Here is a 23381-nt window from a genome sequence, read left to right on the forward strand (position 1 = left end):
CCAAGACAATCCTTACCACACCTCGATTTCTGGCACGCACCCGTTGCGGCAGCAGACCGTGACGCCCGGTAAAAGAAGAGAAACCAGGTCGGTGCGCGCGTTGAAGTTGAAACGCAAACCAGTCGCCGGCGTTCTCCACCTACAGGTGGGGGTGGCCGGTTGGATATGCAACAACCAGTCCAACAAGGCGAACTCCACACGGCCAGGCGCACTGAGCCTTGATTGAGGTTCGCCTACCCGACCAGAGCCCAAGCGCCAGTGGGGCAACAACCCGTAGCGGTGGGTACGTCAAGATCCGTGCCCACCGCTAAGCGGCCAGCACAACCCACACCAGTGCCAGCAGCAAGCAAGAACCAAACTCCACAACAGGCCAGTCACCGGCTTGCGCGGGGAAGAAGCGCAAACTGTAGCCCATCGCCTCTGCTTCCCGTTACCGCCCGTTCGCGCGGGGAAGAAGGCTGATGTCTGTGGATGCCGTTATGATACAAATACAAGGGGATCATCCCCTCTCGCGCGGGGAGAGGCTTATGCGGTCGATGTTGTGGTCCAAGTCTCTGGACCAACCCCGCTCGTAGACCACGCCCTCGGGCCCTCGGGGCATGCAACCCCGGCGTCCGGTCTTCCGAGGGCACCGCGAGGTGATGCAACCTGCGCACCGTGAAGAACTGTTCTCTGGCGCGCGAGGCCTCGGCCGCCGGCGCCGGGGACGGAGGGTTGGCGGATGCTTCTCCTGCGTTGGTCCAGGCGGGGCGAAGTGTCAGGACGTGTGATCTCCGGTTACCTCGTCTGTCGTTGCGGCCAAGTTTTTCTCCAGTGCACGGCGGACCTCGGCCATTCGCTTTTCCGCCTTGCGTAGTGCTGATATCGAATGCGTTTGCTGGTTCGTGTCGTCTGTATCTGCGGTGTCGGTGTCATCGGTCCGCAGTCGACTGCCCATGTGACGAATCAGGCGCAACAGGTGTCGCTGATCGTCTTCTGCCAGGTGTTCGGTGAGACGTAGCCACTTGGCTTCCCCATGGGCGGCTTGTTCGGCGGCGACGACGATGACGTGCCGCACGACATCGCGGACGGTCTCCTCCAACTCGAGGGCGAATCGCAACAGTGTGGTACGGGTCGTGTCGTCGCTCGGTTCACTGCCAGCCGGGAACATGCCATAGAACCGCCACGGTTCGTCCTGTTCCAAGCGGACCAGGGTCTCCATCACCGGCTGGAGTGCCTCCGTGGGGCGGCTGTGCAGTGGCGCGGCCGAGCGATGCGCCCACAAGCGGATGATCGTATCGGCGGTCTCGCGCCGAAGTTCGAGGGTCTGCTGGTCGGTGGCGTTCTCGGCCCTCACGATCAGGTCGCTGATGTGGTGGGCCATCCAGCGGCCCAGGACATCGCTGTCTGACAAGTCCTGTGCGATCTCTTTACCCAGTTCCAGGGTGCGCTCAAAGCTCTCCGCATCCTCCTGACTCATCGAAGAGGTAAATTTTGAAGGACCGCTCCAGGATGGGAGGGAGTCGTCATCGTGGTGCCTCCACACGGGGGTATGGGACTGCTTGAGGCGTTGGTGGGTCCGATCGATCATTACTTCGACGATCAAGCTACGCCCAGTGGCATGCAGCAGCTCCTGCAGGAGGTCACGTCGAATCTGTAGGCGTTGCCCGCGGCGACCGCGCAATCGTCCTTGACCGGCATCGCTGGTGTCATTCCATACCCTGCTGCGCAGCACAGGACGACCACCTCGGGCCCATGCGCGCATGTCAGCATCGGGGGTGACGCCGAGCATCCGGACGATGTCTTCGCTGGGGTGTGTAGGCGGGTACCGGACAGCTGCGGCAAATGGATCGTGGGTGTCGGCGCCATCGAGTGGCTGGGGGTCGACGATCCAGCCTGTCAGTTCGAAGCCGTCGAGGTTGTATTGGTAGTCGTCATCGCGCGCATGAGGGATGCGGAACGCCATGTAGGAGGGGGCTGTCTGCAGAGCCAGCACCAGTGCCCGAGCACGTTCTGGTGCAGCCAGGGCACTGTGGACCCGAACCTCTTGTGCGGCATCGTAGGTAGCGTCGTCTGAGTATTCCCAGACGGTGACCCAGCCCTCGTCGAGCAGTAGGCGTTGCGCGAAGTGGTGAGAGCCCAGCCGCCAGACCCAGTCCGGTGTAACTACGCGGTCCTCGTCCGCGAAGACGCTGTCGGGGGAGGGATCGCGTCGATCGGCAAGCCAGCGGCCGTCATCGCGACTAGTGAGGAACTGGCCGAGCCACTGGGTGAACAGATCCTTGTCATCGTCCACGTCGTGGAGCACCGGATAGCTTGCGAGTAGGTCGCCCGCAACAGTCCACAGTGCATGTACTGCACGGTAGAATTGAAGGTCATCAGCTTGCGGCCACTCGCTCTTGTAGCTATAGGTGCGTTGGTGCTGGTACAAGCCCAAAGTGTGCCGAGGATCAGGATGGTCGCGTCCGAGAATAACCTTCCAGCGTCCGGTGATGACCTCGGCGGCGCGGCGCTCGACATAGTCCTCGGACAAGCCGAACGCTTCGGCGAGCGGGGCACACCAGTATTCTTTGAAGTCCAGGAAGAACTCAAACGCCCCAGATTGCTGATCCCGATCGACCGTGCCGTCGGTTCCCTCGTCACCGAGTCCGCTTGCACCTGTGCTTCCTGCGATGCGGTCGGACCACTGCGTGCGGATAGATCCGACGGGAGTGTTGACACGCTCGCATACCGCCTGTTGCTGGGCGGTGAGGGTGACTGCACCGGCCGCGGCCAGCTCGATCAGTGCCGCCTTGGCATTGGCCTGCATCACCACGTGCGGTGGGTCATGGAACAACACTCGCTTTAGAAGCGGGATGAATGGATGCATCGACTGGTGGGCGGCGGGATCCTGCGCGGCGCGGGCAAGCGCAACCAGCAGCCACTGCAAAGCGTGCTTGTTGTAGAAGGGCAGCCGTGCGTCGCTGAACGCGGTGTCGGACAGTTCGCCGGTCGCGTAGTCGTGCAGGGCTTGCAACTCCTCGCCGCAGCCTAGGCCGATCAGGAGCCGAACGCAGTGGGCAGCCCGCCACCGCATGTTCACTTCCGGGTCGCCCAGCGCTACCCAGACGTAGCCTGCGATGCACTGGCCAAGCTGGCCGGGAACGGTTGGCAGGGACTCGAAGTCGCCGTCACCGATGTCGACCGGGGCGATCTGGGTCGACATGCGCGTGAGGTCGTCAAGGGCGATTTGCGCCTGGCCGGGAGGAAGGCGTCGTGCCAGGAAGGCGGCGAGGGTAAAGCACTCCGTGGCATCGAGCGCGGTGGGGTGCGTGCCCAGGTGTCGCAGGGCGCTTTCCGACAGGTCCTCGTTGATTCCGGCAAGACAGGCGAGTCTGTCCAGGTCTAGAGCGGTGTAGCTCTTGAGCGTCAGTTCCCGGCAGAACCGGGCTGCTGCTTCTCGAGCCAGGAGGCCGATCTGTTTGACAGCCGCTTGTGGCAGCAGCGTCATAACCGCCAGCCGATCAATCAGGATGTCGTAGTCGTGGATGGTGAAGTGCGGATTGGCCAGGAAGGCTGCCAGGGTGTCACTGAGTTCGGAAAGTCGGCCTCCCACGGCCCGATCTGCGAGCTCGTCGAATCCCAGTCCGACATGGGAGCCGACTATCGACCGGGCGCACTCCCAGCCTTCCAGCGTCCTCAGGTCACAAGCCGTGAGAGCTTCGTGTGCCCGCGTCTTCGCGGCCGCGCGGTGCGGGTTCACTTCGGCAGTAGCACCCCAGTCAATGCTGGTGGCGAGGTGATGGGTCTGTCGCCCCGCGGCGCAGCGGACGGTTGGCGCCAATGGGGTGTGGGTCAAATCGATGCCGAGTTCGCTGGCCGCCCGATCGAGACGGTCAACGAGTCTCGGGCTGACTCCGGTGTGGGACAGGAACTCGCCGATGACCGTGGCCACCCTCGCGGCCTCGCCGGGGCTTGTCCGGAATGCTTCTTCGAGCAGTCTCGATGGGGTTGCATTGTCATAGAACGGCATCATCGCCAGTGCCACCACCGGATTCGGGGTCAATGGGCTGTTCTCGGCGGTGACCGCTCGGATGAAGGGCCAGTCGGCGCTGAACCGTCGGTCGCGCCAGCGTGACGCGACCGAGACAGCGGTTGTCGGACTCAGGCGGCCGATCGCGGTGAGAGCGTCAGCATGATCAGCCCCGTCGCCGAGGTACGGCTCCAGACCCTCGACGATTTGGGCCACACGATAAGCGCGCCGGTCATCGATGTGATCGGGGAACGCGGAGGCCCCGGCCAGTGCGAGCAGTGCCTTCCACCGGGCGTGGACATCGTCGCCGACGCGGTCGGTGAGGTCGCGGGCGTGGGCGAAATGCTCCGAGGCTTCTTCCGGCGCGAAGCGGTAGGTTGCGCGGGCAAGGGCGACCATGTCGTCGGCTTTTTCTTCGGCATCGACGTGCGCGACGTCCAAGGAAGTACGCACCAGGTGCGCCACGGCCACGGCCATGTTCTCGGTGTCGGAGGTGGCGGCAGTCGCGCGCACCAGGTCCACGAGTGCGCTCGTCGCGATGTAGCGTTCGTGCCGCCGACACCAGTCCAGGAGTCGTTGCTGTGCCTGCTGCGAGAGTCCGAACGCAGCGATCCTTCCGCCCAGACGTGCGATCCCGTTGATGAGCACGCGGGGTGTCTCGTAATCGGAGTAGTCCTTCAGAGTCATGTCGGCTAGCCCCGTGTTTCGCACATGGGGGTGGTTGGGGTTGGAAGAGCGTTCCGCTTTGATCATCTTATCGTTGCGGGATGCGTGCACGACCGCTTCCGCAACCGATGGTCTTCGGTGGGCCGAGTGTGGAAAAGATGCTGGGTGCGTTGCCGGTGGTGGCCGACTACTGCGGCAGGTTGGACCTGGCCGGGATTATCGACCGGGCCTGCCCGGTGCGTGATGTGGCGATCCTGTCGCATGGGCAGGTGATCGAGGCGTTGGTGGCGAATCGGTTGACCTCGCCGACGCCGTTGTTGCGGGTCACCGATTGGGCGCGGGCATGGGCGGTGGAGGAAGTGCTGGGTATCGACCCCGCCAGGCTCAATGACGACCGGATCGCCCGCGCGTTGGACGCGATCGCCCCGGAGCTGGACCGGATCGTGGGATCGGTGGGGGCGCGAGCGATCTCGGCGTTCGGGCTGGATGTGTCCCGGTTGCATTGGGATATGACGTCGATCTCGCTGTATGGCGCATACGAACAGACCGATCCCGGCTACGCCGCACCACGATTCGGGCACCCGAAAGACCGTCGCCCGGATCTCAAGCAGGTCCAGGCCGGACTGGCGGTCACCGGCGACGGCGGGATACCGGTGCTGCATCGTGGCTACGACGGCGGCGCGGGAGAGGTCGCCCAGGTAGTGGGGGCGATGACCGCGCTGAAAAACCTTGCCGGGCCACGGGATTTTCTGTTGGTGGGGGACTCGAAGCTGATCTCCTACGGCAACCTGCACGCCATGGTCACCGCGGGCGTGAGATTCATCGCCCCGGCATCCAAGCTCTACGTCCGCGCCGCCGAGTTGGCCGCACTCGACCCGCAGGCGGCCACGGTTGTGGATTACGTAGCTGGACGGGACACCGGTAAACCAGCCGATCGCCGCGGCGCCTGGCGGGTCATGGAGGACACACTGAGCCTGCCCGGCAAGCGCAAGACCGACCCGGTACTGCGGCTGCGACGGGTGTTCGTGCACTCCACCGCCCGAGCGACGGCTGCCATGGCGGCACGGGCGAAGAAACTCGACCGGGCCCGCGGCGACCTCGACCGGGTCGTGCGTGGCCTGGGGTCGCGGCACTACCCGAGTGAGCACGCCGTCACCGACCGGGTCACCACCATCGCCCGCACCCGCCGTGTCAAGACCTACCTGCGCACCCAGGTCGGCACCGACCCCGTCACCGGTAAACCCACCCTGACGTGGTGGTTCGATCAGACCGCGCTGGATGCCGAGGCCTCCACCGACGGCTGGTACGCCCTGTTGACCAACCTGCCCGCCACCGTCACCGCCGCCGAGGTCCTCACCCGCTACAAGGGCCAGGAAGTGGTGGAACGCCGCTACTCGGCGTTCAAGGGCCCCCTGGCGGTGGCACCGATGTTCCTCAAGACCAACCGGCGCATCGCCGCCCTGCTCACCGTGATCTGTCTCGCCCTTCTCGTCTTCTGCCTGATCGAACGCGCCGTGCGGACCGCGATCGCTCCGGAGGTCAGGATGGCCGGCCTGTATCCCGGTCAGAAAGCCAAACCCACCGGCCGCTTGATCTTCCAGGCCCTGTCCGAACTCCGGCTGATCCCCGCCACCACCGGCCAACCCGCGACCATCCCGCAACCCGGGCCCGTCCAGACCCGACTACTCAACCTGCTTGCCGTCGATCCCACCCAACCGCCATGATCATCCGGCATACCCGGGTTCGTCCCACCCTCACCCATGTGCGAAAGACGCGGCTAGCTCGTTGAAGCGCCTGCTGAGACCGATGTCGTCACCTACCAGGCAGGTGATCCACGCAGCGGCCCAGTCAGCCAGTGGCACGATGTCACGTCGATGGTCGGTCAACGCGCGGGAGTGGCTGTAGGGCGGGCGTTGCGCTGCCTTGACGACCTGACCACTGGCGAACTCGTCAATAAGGAAGGGGCGTCGGCGAACTCGGGCCAGCAAGGCGTATCCGCACAACAATGGCTCGACGGGTGAGCTGTTGCTGGATGCCGTCACGCTGAGCGTTGCGGGTAAGGACCGCAGCAGGATCTTCTCGGCCTCGTCATCGGCGAGCACACCGTGTCGCAGGCCCATAGCCACGATCCAAACCACAGCCTGGACCTCTAGGTGTTCATCGGGCCCCGGACGATGATGCGAGAACGAGACGGCCTTGCGCTGCCGCCGGAGCATTGTGACCAGCCTGCGCGCCACGGGAGCCGAACAGGTGTGATTGGCCCGCCACGCGGCGCAGGCGACCGCGAACCGCAGGTACTTCACCCCAACCGCCGACCACGCAAGCCATTCCATCTCGTCGGTACGGCCGGCGTCGGCGAGGCGGTTGGCGAGGATCAAGCCCGCGTCGAAGGCGACGCGGTTGGGCTTCCACCGTGACAGAAACTCGATACAGGCTTCGGCCCCGTCGGCGTTGAGCAAGCCGAACGCCACCTCGGCTATATCGTGCGCTTCCACACCATGGCCATGCTCATGGGGTTGGCGGACCCAGGCGACCATCCAGTCGACGGCGCTGCGTAGCCGACTTCGGGCCAGATCGCTCTGACCGGGCGCCGAGGACAGCAGTGCGCCCTCGTAGTGCAAGTTCGAGCCGGGCCAGTCGCCGACCAGGCTGCGGCTGGCGACGAGGTCCTCAACCGTCGTGGCGTCAAGGAATAGCCCGGCCAGGTCGGTGTTGCAGCGCAGCAGCCGCAGCGTACGGGAATGACCGGCGGCCAGAGTGCCAGCCTTGAGGGCAAGCCGTGTGGCCTCGAGGCCCCGGCCCGCGCGCAGGGTCGCTTTGAGGGCGTACTGGACGCGTTGCTGGGCGATCTCGCGCTGTTCCAGATCGTTGCCCTCTGGTAGGGCACCATCAGTCAGGGCGAGGCTGACCAGGATATCGACCTCGCCTGCCTCCCACAGCAATTCGGGCAGTGACGCCGCCACGTAGGCGTCGGTGTCGGCCAGCGGCATGAGTCGGCCGATGAAGTCGGTCAGTGCAGTGCCGGAGGGCCGGTGGTGGATGCGGAACCAGGTCTCGGTCGGCTCGTCGCGGAACTGCAGGGTGTCGCCGTCGATGAGCAATGGCCGTCCAAGATCGGCGACAAAGCTGTGGATGAGCGTAGCTGGCACCGAGCATAGGAGGCTGAGCACGTGAACGGGGATCCGCGGACGCAGTGCGGCCAAAGCCTCGCATACCCGGTCCATACCACGGGCCGATGCAGGGTCGTGGTCCTTGAAGTCCGCCACGCGACGCCGAAGCAGATCATCGAGCAACGATCCATCGACCCCCCGCGCCTCGCCCAGCGACGCCAGGCACGCCTCAAGACTGTCGGCGTCCTCCAACACGAATGCCTGGATTCGCGGGTTGCCCCCGGTTCTGCGATGGAACTCGGCGGCCTGTCGGTCCGTCGCCTCAGGGAACACCGTGCGCAGGTGTCGGGCGCTCTCCTCGGCCCCGAACCCGGCCAGTTCGAGCCTGTGCGCGTGCGGTGGCGGGTCCAGCAGGTCCACGCGTTCGGTGCGGCACAACATCACCAGCCGCACACCAACAGGTAGCTGCTCACGCAGCAGGTCGGTGACGAAGGCCCGTTCGTCCTGGTCACGGGCGATCATCGCGGCATTGTCGGCGGCATCCACAACAATGGTCAGCAGCGCGCCGGGACAGCGTGTTGTCAGTGCCTCGGCCGCAGCCTGCAGACGGACCAGGAAGGCCCGGGAGTACTGGCCGGGTTGTGCTGTTGTCACTGGGATCAACGGATCACACAGGACGTGGGCGGCCAGTTCGTTGGACAGCTGCACTAGACCTTGCTGGTGCTGATGTCGGGGTTGGCTAGAGCGCCGGTATCCGCCGTCGCCAAAGCAGTCGTAGACGATGGTGAGCGAACCGGCCGGCAGGTGGTGCTGCAGCTGGGTGGTCAGGACCGACTTACCGATCCCGCCCGCGGCAAGAATAATCACCGGCCGGTCAGCTGCCGCGGCGATCTCCTCGGCTACCGCCGGGATTCGGCCGGTAGCGACCAGGCGTCCAGGCAGGCGAATCAGGTTCGGGGCGGGGAGGAGCTCGATCTCCGTGGTCGCCAAAGCGGCAAGCACCGTGGCCCGATGAACGGTGCTGTCCGATTCCAACGACGTGGCGCGACGTGAGATCATCTCCTTCAGCATCACGTGCTGGACATCGGTGGATCCGGGCAGCATGCCCGCCACGGCACTGCGGACCAGCGACTCCAACCTCGCCAGCCCAGGTGCGGTCGGATCGATACGGAACCTGCTGAAGAAGGCCGCCTCGGCGGCCCGGTCCTCGCCAAACCCAGCGTATGCACGGAGGTTCCGCGCGTCGCGGGTGTCGTCCGGTGTGGCCAGTTCGGAAGCGAGTACCTCGACGGCGCGCACGACAGAGTCGCTCACCGGACGGTTGGTCACGAACTCAAACGACACCTTCTGCTCGGCCCCGGGCAATTCCTCGCTGATACGACGAAACTTTCTGCCGAACCCTCGCACGGTTTTCTCGAACCCGGAAGCCGTCCATTTTCGATCGGTCTGGTAGGTTGAGTGTTTCAGTTGTCGATAGACGACACGCGTGGCGTCTCGCAGGTCCGTCGACCCGTAGTACTCAGCGAGGTCTATAACCTGCTCGCCGTCACGCTCACCGGTGTCCTGCGCCGACCCACCCTCCACCGCTATCGCGATCAGCTCGGTGTCGGGGCGCAACAGCCTCAGAGATTCCCGAGCAGCCCACTGATAATGGAACTGGTCGCCATCGCGACTGGCGCGGAGCAGATCGGCGTCGGCCATGCGTCCGTCCGGTCAGTAACCAACCGTAGACAGGCCGCCATACCGTTCGTCGGCGGCCCAGCCGGATCCGTCCATACCCTGCTGCCCCCTGTCCACAAGCCAGTCCAGCCACGCTACCCAAGGTCGGCGCGCCATGTATCGGCAGTGTCGGGTCGACATCAAACCGATGCTACCCGGTTACGTTACGCTGTGGATCGCACGTGCGCGGCCACGCGCCGGCATCAGAGAAGATTAGGGTGCTGAATCGCGGACGGCGTGTTTTCCCAAGTCGCGCGCCGACGACAACACGGGTCTCAAGGGCGATACTCAAGGTCTGCGGCCAACTCGGCTGCGTCCGCCGTCATCGACACCCACACGGCTCAAAATGACACTGCGCCGGGTCGCACGGGTGAACACCACCAAGCTCGGCTTGACGGTTGCCAGCGTTAGCCCGGAGCCGGTCGCAGGGACCGCTCAGACAGGGCTTCTTTGGTTCGTATCCGCATCGGAGTGGCCGTTCTACCGAGCTGCCGCTGTTGCTGCTCGACTAATCCGAAAACCAACGGTGTCCGGGCAGGTGGCAGCGCCCGGCCGAGCGCAGCGGAGCCGGGTTCGTGGTGATGTGCGCCCGAGTCAGGCGGCGGGGGTCAGGGTGACGATGTAGCCGAGGGCTTCGAACTGGCGGATGTGGTTACGTTTCTTGCCGGGACGATTCAGGTGTCGTAGAAGTCGGAGCGGAGGTCGTGGAAGCGGGCGTCAGGCTGGATAGCAAATGCCAGATGATGACGAGCAGGGAGCGGCCGATGGCCACCAGGGCTTTCTTTTTGTCGCGGCGTTTGGCGACGCGCCGGTAGCGTTTATCGAGGAAGGTGTTGGTGCGGGCCGCCGCGGCGGCCTTGCCGAGGATGCGCGCCAGGTAACGGCGGCCGTGCCCGGTGTCGGCCTTGCCCTTCGTCTTCCCGGCGGATTCCTTGACCCCGGGTGCGAAACGAGCCCAGGACCAGATGCCCGGCGGTGGGGAACCGGGTCATGTCCAGACCAATCTCGGCGAGGATAACCGCGGCGGCGACTGGGCCTCGAAGATGTCCGAGGCCACCACCGACCACTTGATGCAGGCGTCTTCCAGGAGCTTCTCCAACCGGCTTTTCTCCGCGGTGCGGGCGTTGACCAGATCGATGCGGTAGCGGTGACATCCCGTAGCCGCCGGATCTCCGGTGGGGGCACGAAACTGGGGCGGAACATCTGCCGTGTGACGTCGTCTGAACCGGCTGTCAGGTGCGCACTACCAGCAAATTCTGCTCGAGGATGATGGGATGGCGTCTTGGTTCGGGCCCCCGGGGACTCGAACTCCAACCGGCCCGCGGGGTAGCGGCCCCTGAGAGGTTGATCGTCGGCCAGTCGCACAGTGTGTCGATTGCTGCGTGCGGCCCGTTTGGCAGGAGCAGGAGCGAATCTGGAGCGAGGGATGTACCGTAGTGGCATGGCAACTGCGTCGAACTGCTGCGAACGGGGGCGCTTTGTCCTGCGGTTTCTCGGTTTTCGCAGGTGACTGTCTCTTGTGGACTACACTGGGGGTCAAGGGGGCGCAGGTTCAAATCCTGTCGTCCCGACGGCCGAAGGGTCTTCGAGGTCAGTGCCTGTGTAGACTCTTCTTTTCTGATCTAGGTCCGTTCTTCGAAGTCAAGCACGCCGCTGTTGGACCCTTTGACTTCGGAGGTTCGTGATGCCGCTATTGGATCTTGGTCGCCTCACTGACGGCCTCTCCAGAGTCTGGTCGGGTTACCTGCGGCGCTGGGACTTCGGCTGACCCCTGAACAGGCAGCGGTGGGTTACATCAAGATGTTGCGCTACGCGACGCATGGATTGAGGTCCAAAGTAGCTGGTCGCGTCCCCCTGAAGACGCTTCTGGCCCACCGCAACGGCGACATCACATATGATCTCGCTCTGCTGGGCTGCGTCTGCCTCTCGACCTGCTGCTCCAACCGGGCGCGGCGCGAACGAGCTCTTCCGTAGTGGCCGACTCCAGTGCACGACGCCGTCCGCTTACGCCCCCATATGGGCGCGACGCATCCTCGAAGGCGCTTGCGGCCACCTGATGTCCGACCGCATGGACATCGCCGGCGCCCGTTCAGTGCCGAGCCCTCCGCCATCTCTGTGCCCATGGGCGTGCCTATTTTCCGCAATCGTTCATGTCGGCTGGATTGTGCTGAGACGTGTTGTGGTAGTGGATGATCATTGCGTCCAGTGCGGCGAGTGTGTGCACGATGAGCACGCCGTGGTCTGGTGCTGCTGCGAGCAGAACTTGGTCGCCGGCGCGGAGGCCGCATTGCGCTCGTGCTCGGGCGGGGAGGGCGACGCAGCGTTTGGTGTGCAGTGTGTGCAGGCCGCGCGGGTCGGTGTGGATCACGACGAGTCTAGCTTTCACGTTGATGGTGAGCCGGTCTCCGGGTTGCCAGGCCAGCGCACGCATGATCGATCTTTCGGAGATGCGTCCGGAGGCATCGAGGTGGCTCATGCCGTAGGCCAGGGAGCCGTCACGAGAGGGCGCACTCAGTTCGCCGAGGGGGAGTGGTGTTGCTGTGGTGCGGGTCTGCCGTGCGTGCGAGGGGATGACGGCTTCGAGGATCTCGTCGGCGATCGTTGAGGCCGTTGCTTGGGGATTCGGTGGTGAGGATGGGCACTGCCGCGGAGGCTCTGCTGGCTCGGAGGAAGTTCTCGATGAGGCTGTTTTTCGGTTTGGTCGGTGGTGCGGTGACGCGCCGAGGTGGTGATCATTCTCATATTGCGGGGTCCGCGTGAGTGGCCGGTGCCCCGACGTTATAGGCGTGGCTTTCCATCTCATCGCGCAACGCACCCTTCAGGTATCCCGGGTTGGTAGCCGATGGCACCGGTGGTTCTTGTGTGGTTCGTGCCTGCTGCTGGCGGTGCTGTCGGCTTACGGAGGCGTGCTCGCTCCATGTTTTGTGCGGTAACACGGTCTGAACGTTCGTGCGCCTCTTGGATCTGGTGACGAGGACGAGCGCGCACGCGAGTGGGACAGGTTCGGCTGCCCTCCGATACGGTTTCGCGGGAGATTTGCTGGATTAGCAGGGTTTTCTCCTGCTCCGGCACCGGTTGCGATGAAGCAGGTGTTCTAGGGTGCCTGACTGCCCGCAGGAGAGGTCGCGTCGTGTGATCGTGAACCCGTAGCCGGTTGCGGGTCGATCCGTTCGTGTAGCGCCGGGTTTGGATGTGACCCGGGCAAATGCGTGAACCTTGGGGCGTCAGCCCCGTAGCCTGGGTGGGTTCGCACTGCGGGACTGACTCCTGTTGTCGGGTTGTGTCGGTTTACCTTTCGGGTGGTGTGGCCAGTGGGTGTGGTTCCCCGGTGAGGGCTGCGAGTGCGGTGGCGATCTCTTGCAGGCTGGCGCGGATGTAGGTGGTGGTGGCGCCCGCGTCGCCGGTGGCGCTGTCGGTGTGGCCGGCGTAGGCGCGGGCTACGGCGTAGCCGAAGTTGCGTTCGACCCAGGTCAGGGTGGTGTGGCGGAGCCAGTGGGTGCTGATCTGCTGGCGGGCGACCCAGGGCAGGTGTTTGCCGAGGCGCTGCCAGAGATGGTCGTAGCGGCGCCGGGTCAGTGGTGTTCGGTTGCGGTAGCGCAGCAGCGGTCCGCCGTCGTGGGTGGCGCCGCGTTCGTCGGCGTGGCTGAGCAGGTGGGCCATGAGTGTTGGTGAGACCGGTTGCCAGCGGTGGGTGCCTCCTTTTTCGCGGAGTTGGATCAGGCATTGGTCTTCGTCGAGGTCTTCGGGGCGTAGTGCGAGGGCGCCGCCGCGGCGGCAGGCGGTTTCGGTGTGCAACCGCAGTAGCAGTGCGTCCAGGGCTGGGTCGTTGCCTGTGGTGGCCGCGATCTGGTTGATCTCGGCCAGGCGGTGGTCTTGTAGTCCTCGTCGGGTGCTGGGGAGTCGTCGGGGCTTGGGGACGCGGCGGGCGGGGTTGTCGGCTTCGTTGATCAGGCCGTCGTTGACGGCGTGGTTGTAGAGGCATCGCAGGGCGGCGATGAGGTGTTCTGCTGCGCTGCGGCCGCCTCGGGCGTTGCGGCGGCGCAGGACGTGAGTCCTGACGTGTTCGGCGAGTTGTTTGATCTCGGATGCTGTCGGTTCGTCCAGGCGGCGCTGGCCCCAGTGTTCGCGGATCCGTTTCCAGTAGGAGCTGTACACGCGGCGGGTTCCGGCGCTGACGCGTCGGAGACCTTGGTGATGTAGTCGTCGAAGGTCGGCACTGGCGTGCGGTCCCCGGGTGTTGTCAGCAGGTCGTGCGGGCTTACACCCATCCGCTGCAGCACCAGCCGAGCCGCCTCCAGCACCTCCGGCCCCGGAGTGCCCTGGGGCTGGCTGTCGGGTTGTGTCATGCGGTCTCACCACCCAGCAGTCCGGCATGGCGCTCCACCAGTACCTGATCGAGGGAGGCCAGGGTGTGCACGATCAGCACGTCTCGTTGCGGGTCGGCGGCCAGCAGCACCTGGTCTCCGGCCCGGATCTGGCAGCGGTCGCGTACCGGGGCGGGCAGCACCAGGTACGGCTTGTGCCCCAGGCAGAAAGGCCCGTGCGGATCGCGCCGGACCACGATCACGGTGCGGGTGATGTTGATCACCAACGCCTCGCCCGGGCTCCAGCCCAGCGTCCGCAGGACGGACCGCTGGGCGACTCGGCCGGAAGCATCGACCCGGCCCATGCCGTAGGTCATCGACGCCTGATGAGGTAACACCGGCAGCGGCAACGCCCGCGCCACATCCCGAACGGGGCGTACCGACGGCGTGGTCGTGCCGCCCGCACGGGGTACGACAGCCGACACGATCTGCTCAGCCACGAGCCCCACCCCGCAACGAACAGGGAGGGAGATGCAGAACATGACCGCAAACACAACCGCCGAGGCAACCCACAGGTTGCCACGGGATATCACTGGTCAACGACGCTGGTCGTTGGGGAAATTTCCCCAGGTTTTGTGTCCGAGGGGGGAATCGGGCACGTATTCGTGGCATACCTGCGCAATGCAGGTGTTCATGCGACGGACGGTAGCTGTGTATGGCGATCAAGCGCCAGCCGGTTCGGGCCTGTTGTCGCTGTCGAAAGTCACTGCGCCTCAAGAAGTCTGGCTTTGTTCGCGGCGAAATCGTCGTTCTTTGCGTGTCGCGCGGAACCGTCGGATAAGTACCGAAACCGGGGTTCAAGCGGACCTTTGACGAGGTCGTTCTAGTTGACCCAAATGAAGGTCGTGTCGGGGCGGCAGGTGTGATCCCCGTCCTTGGTGCGGGGGACACTCGATCAGCTGGCCGCCCCCGCGTGCGCTCCGAGTGCCATCCGGTCGACCTGGCGCAGCCAACCGTCCGGCGTTCGTGGCAGCCCTCGACGCATACTGGCGGGCAACATCGCGAAGCTCTGCTCACGGGTGGCTGTGTGGCAGCGGCGCAGGGCCAGGATCTCCATGTCCTTGTCTCAGTCGCTCATCGGCAGCAGGGACGCAGCACGGCGAACGCGTTCGTGATGCCCAGGTAGGCCAGTCGCAGCAGCACGGCGGAAAGATCGCGGCGGTGATCGCCAGTCGTGCGAGAGCGCCGACTCCAGCGATCGGCGTCGACACCGACGAATCAACTCTCACCAGGGCGGATGAGGTTATCGGGAAGGGCAAGGTTGCCCGGGGTTCATGGCATGTCACCAGATGAAGTAACGAGTTGCTTGAGCTGCCGCACGACCACCGGTGTGGTCTCGAACTGGATGGTCTCCTGTTCGCAGCGGTCACCGTTGGTGGCGATGGCGGCGGCGAGCGGGCGCAGCAGCTCCGGGCCGTGCTCGGCGAGTGCGGCGGCAGCGTGCTGCCATATGACGTGATCTTCCGGCTTCTTCTCCGCGAGCTTCGCGCCGTTTGCCCAGATCTCGGGTGTCATGCCGACCGGGAGAACGTCGCGTTCGAGGCCGTTCTCCACGCTCTGCACGATCTCGATGCCGTCAGGGTCAAGATCGCACCAGGCGGCGACATGCCGCGGGTTGATGTGCCGCAGGAACGGGATGAGTCCCTTGCTGATGTTGCCTTCGAGCCACACACAGAGCCATGTCTTAGTTAGGTCGGTGTTGCGGCGGAGGTGCTCAAACGTCGTCTGGTTCTCCACCAGCAATACGCCGTCTGCTGGGCAGTGCAGCTCGCCGGACTCGATCGAGCCCTGAGCAGGGATGTCGATCCACGGCGTGGCCAGGCCCGCGTCGGCGATTGGTGTCTGGTTCGTCCACGACAGTGGTCCGGCGACGCGGATCAGCGAATCGGTCCACTGCAGGGCTTCCTTGAGGCCTATCCCCACAAGCCGGGAGAACGCCTCGAGCTGCGCCATCGTCCACCTCTTGGAGCCGCTGAGGGCGTTGGACGCCACCTCCTTCTCCCACGGGACCCTCGTCAGCGACTCTGGGTACCAGTAGGCAGCGGCTCTGATCGCGGCTTCGTAGGTGGGCCATGATTTCGTTTCGGTCGCTGACCCCGGTGGCACCTGCGAGGTCGGCCCCAGCTCGAGTGCTTCGAGCAGTTGGCATTCCCGGTCGAGCTGCGGCACGAGGACCATGACCTGCCGAAGAGCCGCTCGTTCTTGCACCACGCGAAGCAGACTCACGCGGTCGTCGTAGCGTTTACGGGCACGCGCGCTGATGACCGGTCCGTCGACGGCGATGAGGAGCTGGTGCAGGCCGATTCCGAATCGGGTGCGGCGCAGTGCGAGATCCGCCTTGCGCAGCTGCACGCCGGTCGCGTTGACGACACGCTCGTCGTGGCCGAACAACGCCTGCAGGTCTTCGAGGTTCTTCTCGCTCACGGTGTACTCGAGCCACTTGTCTAGCTTGCGGCCCCGCACGAGCTTCTCCCGCGCCTTCGCACAGAACTCCTTGCCACCGTTGGTTTTCGTCCAGGCGAGCAAGGCTGGGTCCACCGCACGTCGCACAGTCACTCCTGCTCGTCCGTGTCGAGAATCGACGGTGCAGGCCCGGCTTTCAGAGACCGGTCCTCCAGCCTGTGCCGCCGGGTGCCGTCCCACACGATCGGGGTGGCGAGCACGCCGAAGATTTCCGGGTCGCGGCGCAGTGCGTATGTCATCAGACCGGGCACGGTCGTGTGGAAACCCCACTCGTCGTGGCTGGCCATGACGAAGTCGAGGTCGAATCCCGTCAGCAAACCCATGCAGCTCGCCCGCATCTCTGCATCGATGCCCGCGAACGCCTCGTCCAGGTAGATCGGCCGGGGCGAGGTCGGCGCCGCACCAGCGTAGTGGGCGGCGGCCGCCGCGAACATCGGCAGCTGCAGCATCGCGGCCTTCTCGCCTCCGGACTTCTTCTTGTGTAGTTCGCCGGTCAGCTCGACTGGCTTGGGATTGTCGTGGAACAGGACCTGCAGCTCGAACTCCGACCAGCGGCGGTAATCCAGCGCCTCGGCGAGGTGGGTCTTCCAGTCACCGAACTCGGCGCGCTGACGTGCCTCCCGGACCTGCTCGCCGAGGAACTCGATAAGCGCGTCGCGCGCGTCCTCGGCGAGGAAGTTCGTGGACCCGCGGTCCAGCAGTTTGATCGCGTCGTGCACCTGTTTGCCGGCGTTCTTCGCGGGTTTCCAGTCGATGCTCATCCGCATCTTGGAGGCGGTGGGGTGGCGTTTGAGCTGCTCGTCCATCTCCTTCACGAGTCTGCTCGCGTCCAGGCGGCGCTGGCGCAGGTGCTCACCCACCTTGCCGAGCAGCACCTCGGCGTACAGCTTGCGTTCCTTCGCCTGCACGAACGTGCTGCGGGTCTCGATCTCGGCCGCGATCAGGTCCCGCAGGTCGGGCACGGGGTGGTCGGCACCGTTGAACGTCACCTGGACCACGAAGAGATCGCCGTCGTTATCACCCCACGGGTGCCAGTCCGGCCCCTCGATTTCCAGCTGCAGGTCGCGGAACTGGCTGTCGACGTCGTTGCGGGCGGTGTTTCTGGCGGTCTTGCCGAACTCTTCCCCGGCCAGCAGCGAGTGCACCCGAGTGGCCTCAGCCAGGTCGTCGGTTACCTGATCATCCACGTCGGACACATGGATCAGGCCGAGAAAGCCCCTGTTCCTGGCACGCTGGAACTCCACGACCGCGGCCTGCCGCACGTCCAGCAGCCTTCCGGCCTCCTCGGTGACGGTGCCGACCTCCTGCTTGAGGGCTCCGCGTTTCTCGCCCAGCTCCCGCAAACGGTTGGTGAGTGCGGTGCTCTCCTCCTCGGACCTGTTCAGCTCGTTTCGCGCGTCATCCAGCCGCTGCAATGTCTCCTGGATACCCACACCGAGCAGCCGTGTCCTTTCGTCCAGCTCCTCGCGCAACGCGGTGGCGCGGTGCTCTGCCGCTGCCGACTCCTCCGCGAGTCCGTGGAGGTCTTCTGCTAGATGGCGGACGCGTTTCTCGGCATCTCCGTGCTGAACGGCCAGGAGTAGGGCTGTGCCGATCCTGGCCACGAGTCGTTCGACGGCGACGTGGAGGTCGGTCAGGGCCGAGTTCAGCGTGTCGAGCTGGTCGGGTGTCGTCGGTGTGAGGTGGGCGTGGGCGTAGGCGCGGAGTGCTTCGACGGTTTGGGCGAGCGTGCCCTTCACGGTGCCAAGTCGCGCCGCGGACTTTGCCAGCTCACCGCTGAGCTGCTCGTCCTGCTTGCGTGCGGCGGTCATTTCGCTGAGTACACCGCGCGCGACGGTGTCGGTGGGTTGCTTCTGCTGTTCCTCGGCGAGTGCGTGCAGCCGCTCGTCGAACAGCCGCAGATCGCCGTCCAGACCGGAGATCAGCGCGGTGAGCTCGGCGAGCCGGCCGTCGAGCAGGGCGAGTCTGCGTTGCCGGGCGGCTTCCCGCGCGGTCGCGCCGATGTAGCTTGCCTGCTCCTGCCCGGAACGCCCGCGCGCCGGGCCGATAGCCCACCGGCCGTCAGGCGCGACCCACGGCTGCTCGTCACCGGACACCGCGATGCTGGCCAACACCGCAGTGACCACAGCTTTCGTGACGTGCTCGTGCGGCACGGCGTGCAGCAAGCTGGTCAGCGAGTCACTGCCGGTCCGGGCCGGCCCCGGCAACAGGATCGCGTCCCAGCTCTCGGAGTCGACGAGGGTGCCGTCCGGAGTGACCCAGGCGTCCAGCAGTCCCGATCCGAGCAGTGCGGCTTCGACGCCCGCCCGCGTGTCGTTCGCGACCTCGGGATGGAAGTCGACCAGACGCCACAGCGGCGCGCCGGGCACCCCGGTTCGGTCCCGGCGAGCGACCAAGGGATCCGGTGGCGGTGGGTAGGTTTCTTTCGCGACCTGCTCTCGTTGCGCCGTAACGTTTTCGTGTTCGCTGGCCAACTTGGACAGCTCGGCATTCACGTGGCTGCGCTGTTCCTGCAACCTGGCACGAGCGTCGTCCACGTGTTGTGCAATCAATGCACCCAGCCGAAGGGCTTCCTCGTCCCCGAGCCGCTCCGCGGCTTCAACAAGCCGGGTGATCTGCTCGTCGGTGAGTAGGCACTCCACGCAGTGCCCTGACCACGAGACGATCTCCTGGGACAGCAGCGCCACCTGGTCGTCGAAGTCAGATTCGAGACTTAGCACCTGCTCTGCCGCGCTGGTCCGGCGCGCGGCCAGGTCGTCGTGCGCGGCCTGCACCCGGTTGACCGTGGCTTGGGCCTCTTGCTGGTTGTCGTACAACCGCCGGGTCTCCTTGACAGCCGTCCGGCGCGCCGAGATGTAGCCCTCCAGTGTGTTCCGCGCGCTTGTTGAGTCCGTGCGCAGTTTGTCTACTTCGGATTCAAGCTCCTGGTGAAGGCCCGCGGTCGACGCAAGAGTGCGCGTGTTGACCTCGGCCTCAGCCGTCGCCCTGTGTGCTTCGGTGAGTCTGTCAGCTGTTTCGTTGAGCGCCTGCCGATCGGTGACCAGTTGGTTTTCCGCCCGCGCGGTGCGGCGCTTGGCGGACTTCGCTGTCTTTGCCGCTTCGTCCACTCCGGACTTGAGTTGGGTGAGCGCCTCGCGGTTCTTCATCTCGGGACTGCTCTCGAGTGCGCGGATCTTTCCTTGCAGCATGTTCTGCTCGCCGTCGAGACGCTGCAGTGCGGACTCCGTCTCGGTGATGGCGACCTGGTTCTTCTCGAGGTCGCGTGCTGCGCGTTCGCCGCGGTCGAGCGCCTTCTGGTGTTTCTCCGTGGCGTCGATGACGTCGTTGGTGATGTGCCGGGTCATTCTCCGCGCGTAGACGCGGTAGCTGTCGAGGAAGAGATCGACCTCCTCTTGCGCCTTGACGAACTTCCTGAGGTCCTCCTCGTCCTGCTTGAGCTCGTCGAAGTTTTTGGCGAGACCAGCGACGAGCTCTTCGTCGACCGGCGGCAGGCCGTTGGACAGGATCTCCTTGAGTCGCTCGACGCTGAGGTTCTCGCTCAGCTTGGGCCTGCGCAGGATGATTAGCAGCTCCACCAGGCTGTGCAGGCGTTGCGGGCTCAGCCCGAACAGCTCACGTGCGAGCTTGGCCAGGTAGTCCTCCGCCTTGGTGAACACGGTGTCGTCGGAGTCGCCGAGCCGCTTGGCGAGCTCGCCGCCGTCGAACGGCCGCTCCGCGTTGTCGCATAAGCTGAAGTCCACGCCGACGCGCAACGGTGTGATGAAATACCAGGACTCCGGGGCTCCGGACTTGGTCTCCCGTGCACGCATGCCGGCGCCGATCGTGCGGTACTCGGCGCTGCCGTCCTCGGTGATTCGCCCGTACTCGCACCAGACGTAACCGATCTGGTGCGTGCGTCCCTCGTAAAGAAGGTTCTCGCGCATGGACCGGGCGTTGTTGCCGAACGGGTCGAGCCGCCGGGCGGAGAGGTTTGCGTCGAGGAGGAACGGGCTGGTCACCTCCAGCACCTTGGTCTTGCCGCTGCCGTTGCGGCCGCGCAAGATCAGCCGGCCGTCGTGGAAGTGGAACTCCTCGTTGCCATACTGCCAGATGCCCATCAGGCCCAGGCGCAACGGCTTGAACCGGGTGCTGGTGGGAGTCGGGGCACTGCCGGAGAGCAACGTCGTGAGCTGGTCGTTGCGCAGCTGCGCGGAGTCAGGACTGAGTGACATCGGTTTCCTCGTCGCCGGGCAGCGCGAAGAGCACCGCCGCCGGTTCTTCCTGCGGTGCGGAGGGTTCCCGGACGTTACGGTAACGGCCGAGTGCGGGCAGTGTGCGGACGCCGCCGTCATCAAGGGGCTCGACCAGCCGGAGCTTGGTCAGCACGGTGAGCGCTGCCTGCCGAACGTCCTTGGGACTGCTCGCTTTGATCCCGCGTGCCGCAAGGTGGGGCGCCACGCACTCCGAGATTCTGGTCAAGACTTCGCCTGACACCGCCTTCCCTGGTTCCGTCGCGTTCGGTTCGTCAGCGAGGGCGTGCGCGAAAAGCAGTGCGGCGAACTGGTCCTTGGTGTCTTTGGGAAAAGTCAGGTCGGTCAGCTCTTCGTCGATGACGGCAGCGCCCTCGGCCCGTACTTCGAGGCGGGTGTCCAGCTTTTCCCGTAGCTGGCGCACGAAGAGCGCGCGTTGGTTGCGGAAGTAGTCCAGCTGGTCCTCCGTCAGCTCATCGAAGTACATCACCGGATGGTCGACGAGACGGCGCATGACGGCGTGACGCCGCCGCCTGTTGGCGCCCTCCACGGTATCCGGATAGGACTGATGCGTGATGTGCTGGTACTTCTCTGCCCGCGTCGGAGGCGTGGGACAGGCCAGCAGCAATGCCGCCGTGCGGTGGTCCACGTCGTAGAGCGCGTCTCCCTCGGCCTCGACGTACCGGTTCTCGTCCTCGTGGGTCGACGCACTGTCCTGTACGGGAACCAGCGCACCGCGGGCTGTCAGCAGCCGGAGCGCCTGGATGAGCGCCTTGCGTTCGGAGTATTCGGCCGGTTCGTAGGCGGGAATTCCGTCGGTGGCGGCGGCGATCGTGGCGACCTTGTCGGCGAGTTCCGTGATCACGGTCTGCGCGCCCGCGTCCTCCAAAGTGGCGAGCAGGAGGCAGAACAAGGCGCAGCACCGGGCGGCCGGCGCGTCGTCCTGGTGCGTCACCGCCCGCGGTTCCGGCACCTTGACCAGCCGGATGACGTCTCGTTCGACCACCAGCGGCCAGCCCAGGTAATCGTCGAACCACGCCTTGAGCGTCTTAGCGTGGCTGTGCACCAGCGCCGCCATCTTGGCGTGGCGCCCATTGTTGTGCAGCAACGGGTTCAACACGAGATAACGGGCGGCCTGGCGAAGTTCCTCCCGTGCAGTCTCTTCCAGGATCACAGGGCGCTCCCCATGTCCTCCAGCGTGATGTGGAAGTCGGCGATACACATGGTTCCGCGCGGTGTGGTGATGGTGGCGGTGTCATCGGGCGCTGGTGGCCGCAGCGTCACCCGGATCAGCCCGTCGCTGGTCTCCGCGTACCGAACCCCGTCGTGCGCACGTCTGGCCAGTGCGACGTCCAGGCAGCGCAACAACAGGTCGAACTCCTCGGCGGGGAGATGGGTGAGACTCGACAGCAGGCACGGACTTCGCCCGGCGAGGGATCTGGCCGCAGCCTCCACCGCGGCGTCCTCCGCCCGTTGCTTCTCTCTGAGCAGCTTCTTCGCCTTGCCCTGGTTCGGCAGCCTCGACGCGACTCCGCCACTCGCCCTGGGACCCTGCGTGCGCAGGCGCGGTGAGATCGGCGGGGCGACGCCTTCCCACCAGCCGATGCCCGGACGGATGTCGATCTCGGTCTCCACTGGGTGCGGTGCGCCGACGTGGCGCGCCGGGTAGAGCCCGAAACCCGCGCGCCACAGAGAGACCACGTCGGTGTCGGCGGCGGAGAACCACCGCGCCATCGTCACCAGGTCCGCCTTGCGGTTCACCCGACGGAACCGCTCTTCGTTCAGCTGGCGCACCGTCGTCATGATCCGGCTGATGGCCTCGACGGAACGGTCGGCCAGCGTGGTCACCACTGGCTGCTGGTCGCCGTCGGGGAAGAACCAACGCCGCAGCCCGAGCCATCGGGCGCGCATCACCTCCGCGTCACGGGCAGCGGCTTGTTCCGTGGACACGCCGAGTGCGGGTGCGGCCTCGACCGCGGCGATCTCGGAAAGAGCAGCCAGCACACCGCGCTGCTCGGCGGCCTCGATGCCCTCGGCGATACCCGCCGCGTACTTTGCGATGCCGATCGAGAAGGTCTGCAGGTAGTCGACCACGAGCTGCTTGTAGGCCAGGAACCTCTCGGCCTTCTCCGCAGAGTCGAGGTTCAGCGACCGGTTCAGGCCCTGGACGAACAGCTTGGCGTTCTCCGACAGCTGCGTGAACCCATTCACCACACGCGTGAAGGCGATGTATGCCTGCCGGTCGCGGTCCTCAGCCTTGGGTTCGCCGAGCGCCGCGACCAACGCCACCAGAGCCGCGCGCACCTCAGGCAGCATCGACGCCTGCAGCGCGCCGGTCATGCCGAGCTCCTGGTCGATCCTGGCGAGCTCGCGGTGCACGACCGTGCCTGCCGGTGTCATCTGGTACAGGTAGTCCTGCCGCAGGTACTCCTGAGGGCTGCCCTTGCGGTGCGTATTGTGGATCCGGTCGACGTTGCCCCACTCGTAAAGCTGCTCCAGCAGTTTCGCGACCGGAGGACAGTCGACGGCGCCGCCGGTGGCCTGTTCGAGCCGTTCGGTCACCCGCTGGGTGATGGTCGCGGTGGAGAGCTGGAGGCCGAGCCGCGACTCCTCGTCGACCAAGACGTCGAGCACTATCCGGTAGAACGGCGCCGCCTTCAGCCCCAGGTACCTGACGACCGGCATCCGGCCGGGCAGCACACCCGCCTCAGCGAGCACGAGGATCTTCGCCCCTGCGGATTCCCACGCCTCCACCAGCTCGTCGTCATCGTCCATTCCGATGTGTCTACCTGCTGCGCGGCCCTCGACACATCGTGATCGGTGACAGTCACCCGTTTCG

12 protein-coding genes are annotated in these 23381 nt (G+C 65.4%); 2 read left to right on the top strand and 10 right to left on the bottom strand.

The window, feature by feature from the left end:
• Positions 1-757: 757 nt before the first annotated feature.
• Complete coding sequence (locus tag BJ970_RS24215) at positions 758-4678, bottom strand: hypothetical protein (protein ID WP_184728335.1); 3921 nt, start codon at positions 4676-4678, stop codon at positions 758-760.
• An 80-nt stretch (positions 4679-4758) separates the two neighbouring features.
• On the opposite strand from BJ970_RS24215, the gene BJ970_RS24220 reads away from it, so the two are divergent.
• Positions 4759-6381, top strand: coding sequence for an IS1634 family transposase (locus BJ970_RS24220; protein WP_246470688.1), 1623 nt, complete (start codon positions 4759-4761; stop codon positions 6379-6381).
• Positions 6382-6411: 30 nt separating this feature from the next.
• Here BJ970_RS24220 and BJ970_RS24225 read toward each other — a convergent pair whose 3' ends face one another.
• Positions 6412-9468, bottom strand: coding sequence for a hypothetical protein (locus tag BJ970_RS24225; protein ID WP_184728336.1), 3057 nt, complete (start codon positions 9466-9468; stop codon positions 6412-6414).
• 914 nt (positions 9469-10382) lie between these two features.
• Between BJ970_RS24225 and BJ970_RS40365 the strand changes: the two genes are divergently transcribed.
• Complete coding sequence (locus BJ970_RS40365; protein WP_184728337.1) at positions 10383-10631, top strand: hypothetical protein; 249 nt, start codon at positions 10383-10385, stop codon at positions 10629-10631.
• A gap of 986 nt (positions 10632-11617) precedes the next feature.
• On the opposite strand, the gene BJ970_RS24235 is transcribed toward BJ970_RS40365, so the two are convergent.
• From BJ970_RS24235 to BJ970_RS24270, 8 genes are all read right to left on the bottom strand, one after another.
• The gene (locus tag BJ970_RS24235) at positions 11618-11962 is read right to left on the bottom strand and encodes an AbrB/MazE/SpoVT family DNA-binding domain-containing protein (RefSeq protein WP_184728338.1); all 345 of its coding nucleotides are present in this window, start codon (positions 11960-11962) and stop codon (positions 11618-11620) included.
• An 812-nt stretch (positions 11963-12774) separates the two neighbouring features.
• Positions 12775-13641, bottom strand: coding sequence for a tyrosine-type recombinase/integrase (locus tag BJ970_RS24240; RefSeq protein ID WP_312864380.1), 867 nt, complete (start codon positions 13639-13641; stop codon positions 12775-12777).
• Between the two features lie 187 nt (positions 13642-13828).
• Entirely contained in the window at positions 13829-14290 is a 462-nt protein-coding gene (locus BJ970_RS24245) for a hypothetical protein (protein ID WP_184728339.1), read from the bottom strand.
• 455 nt (positions 14291-14745) lie between these two features.
• On the bottom strand, positions 14746-14907 hold the full coding sequence (locus tag BJ970_RS24250; protein ID WP_184728340.1) for a hypothetical protein: 162 nt from the start codon (positions 14905-14907) through the stop codon (positions 14746-14748).
• 215 nt (positions 14908-15122) lie between these two features.
• Positions 15123-16400: a Wadjet anti-phage system protein JetD domain-containing protein gene (locus BJ970_RS39605; RefSeq protein ID WP_184728341.1), complete on the bottom strand. Its 1278-nt coding sequence runs from the start codon at positions 16398-16400 to the stop codon at positions 15123-15125.
• A gap of 2 nt (positions 16401-16402) precedes the next feature.
• Positions 16403-20524 carry a TIGR02680 family protein gene (locus tag BJ970_RS24260; protein WP_184728342.1) on the bottom strand — a complete coding sequence of 1374 codons (4122 nt, stop codon included), beginning with the start codon at positions 20522-20524 and terminating at the stop codon, positions 16403-16405.
• A complete protein-coding gene (locus BJ970_RS24265; RefSeq protein ID WP_184728343.1) occupies positions 20508-21716 on the bottom strand; it encodes a TIGR02678 family protein in 1209 nt (402 codons plus the stop codon). The genes BJ970_RS24260 and BJ970_RS24265 overlap by 17 nt, the downstream gene beginning before the upstream one ends.
• Positions 21713-23317 carry a TIGR02677 family protein gene (locus tag BJ970_RS24270; RefSeq protein ID WP_184728344.1) on the bottom strand — a complete coding sequence of 535 codons (1605 nt, stop codon included), beginning with the start codon at positions 23315-23317 and terminating at the stop codon, positions 21713-21715. Before BJ970_RS24270 ends, BJ970_RS24265 begins: the two co-directional genes overlap by 4 nt.
• Positions 23318-23381 lie beyond the last annotated feature (64 nt).

The organism is Saccharopolyspora phatthalungensis (assembly GCF_014203395.1).
Lineage (GTDB): Bacteria > Actinomycetota > Actinomycetes > Mycobacteriales > Pseudonocardiaceae > Saccharopolyspora > Saccharopolyspora phatthalungensis.

Excerpts from the sequence above, each read along its gene's own strand:
- BJ970_RS24225 (WP_184728336.1), bottom strand. The coding sequence starts at position 9,468 with ATGGCCGACGCCGATCTGCTCCGCGCCAGTCGCGATGGCGACCAGTTC.
- BJ970_RS24260 (WP_184728342.1), bottom strand. The coding sequence starts at position 20,524 with ATGTCACTCAGTCCTGACTCCGCGCAGCTGCGCAACGACCAGCTCACG.
- BJ970_RS24270 (WP_184728344.1), bottom strand. The coding sequence starts at position 23,317 with ATGGACGATGACGACGAGCTGGTGGAGGCGTGGGAATCCGCAGGGGCG.
- BJ970_RS24235 (WP_184728338.1), bottom strand. The coding sequence starts at position 11,962 with ATGAGCCACCTCGATGCCTCCGGACGCATCTCCGAAAGATCGATCATG.
- BJ970_RS24250 (WP_184728340.1), bottom strand. The coding sequence starts at position 14,907 with ATGGAGATCCTGGCCCTGCGCCGCTGCCACACAGCCACCCGTGAGCAG.
- BJ970_RS24215 (WP_184728335.1), bottom strand. The coding sequence starts at position 4,678 with ATGACTCTGAAGGACTACTCCGATTACGAGACACCCCGCGTGCTCATC.
- BJ970_RS24220 (WP_246470688.1), top strand. The coding sequence starts at position 4,759 with ATGCGTGCACGACCGCTTCCGCAACCGATGGTCTTCGGTGGGCCGAGT.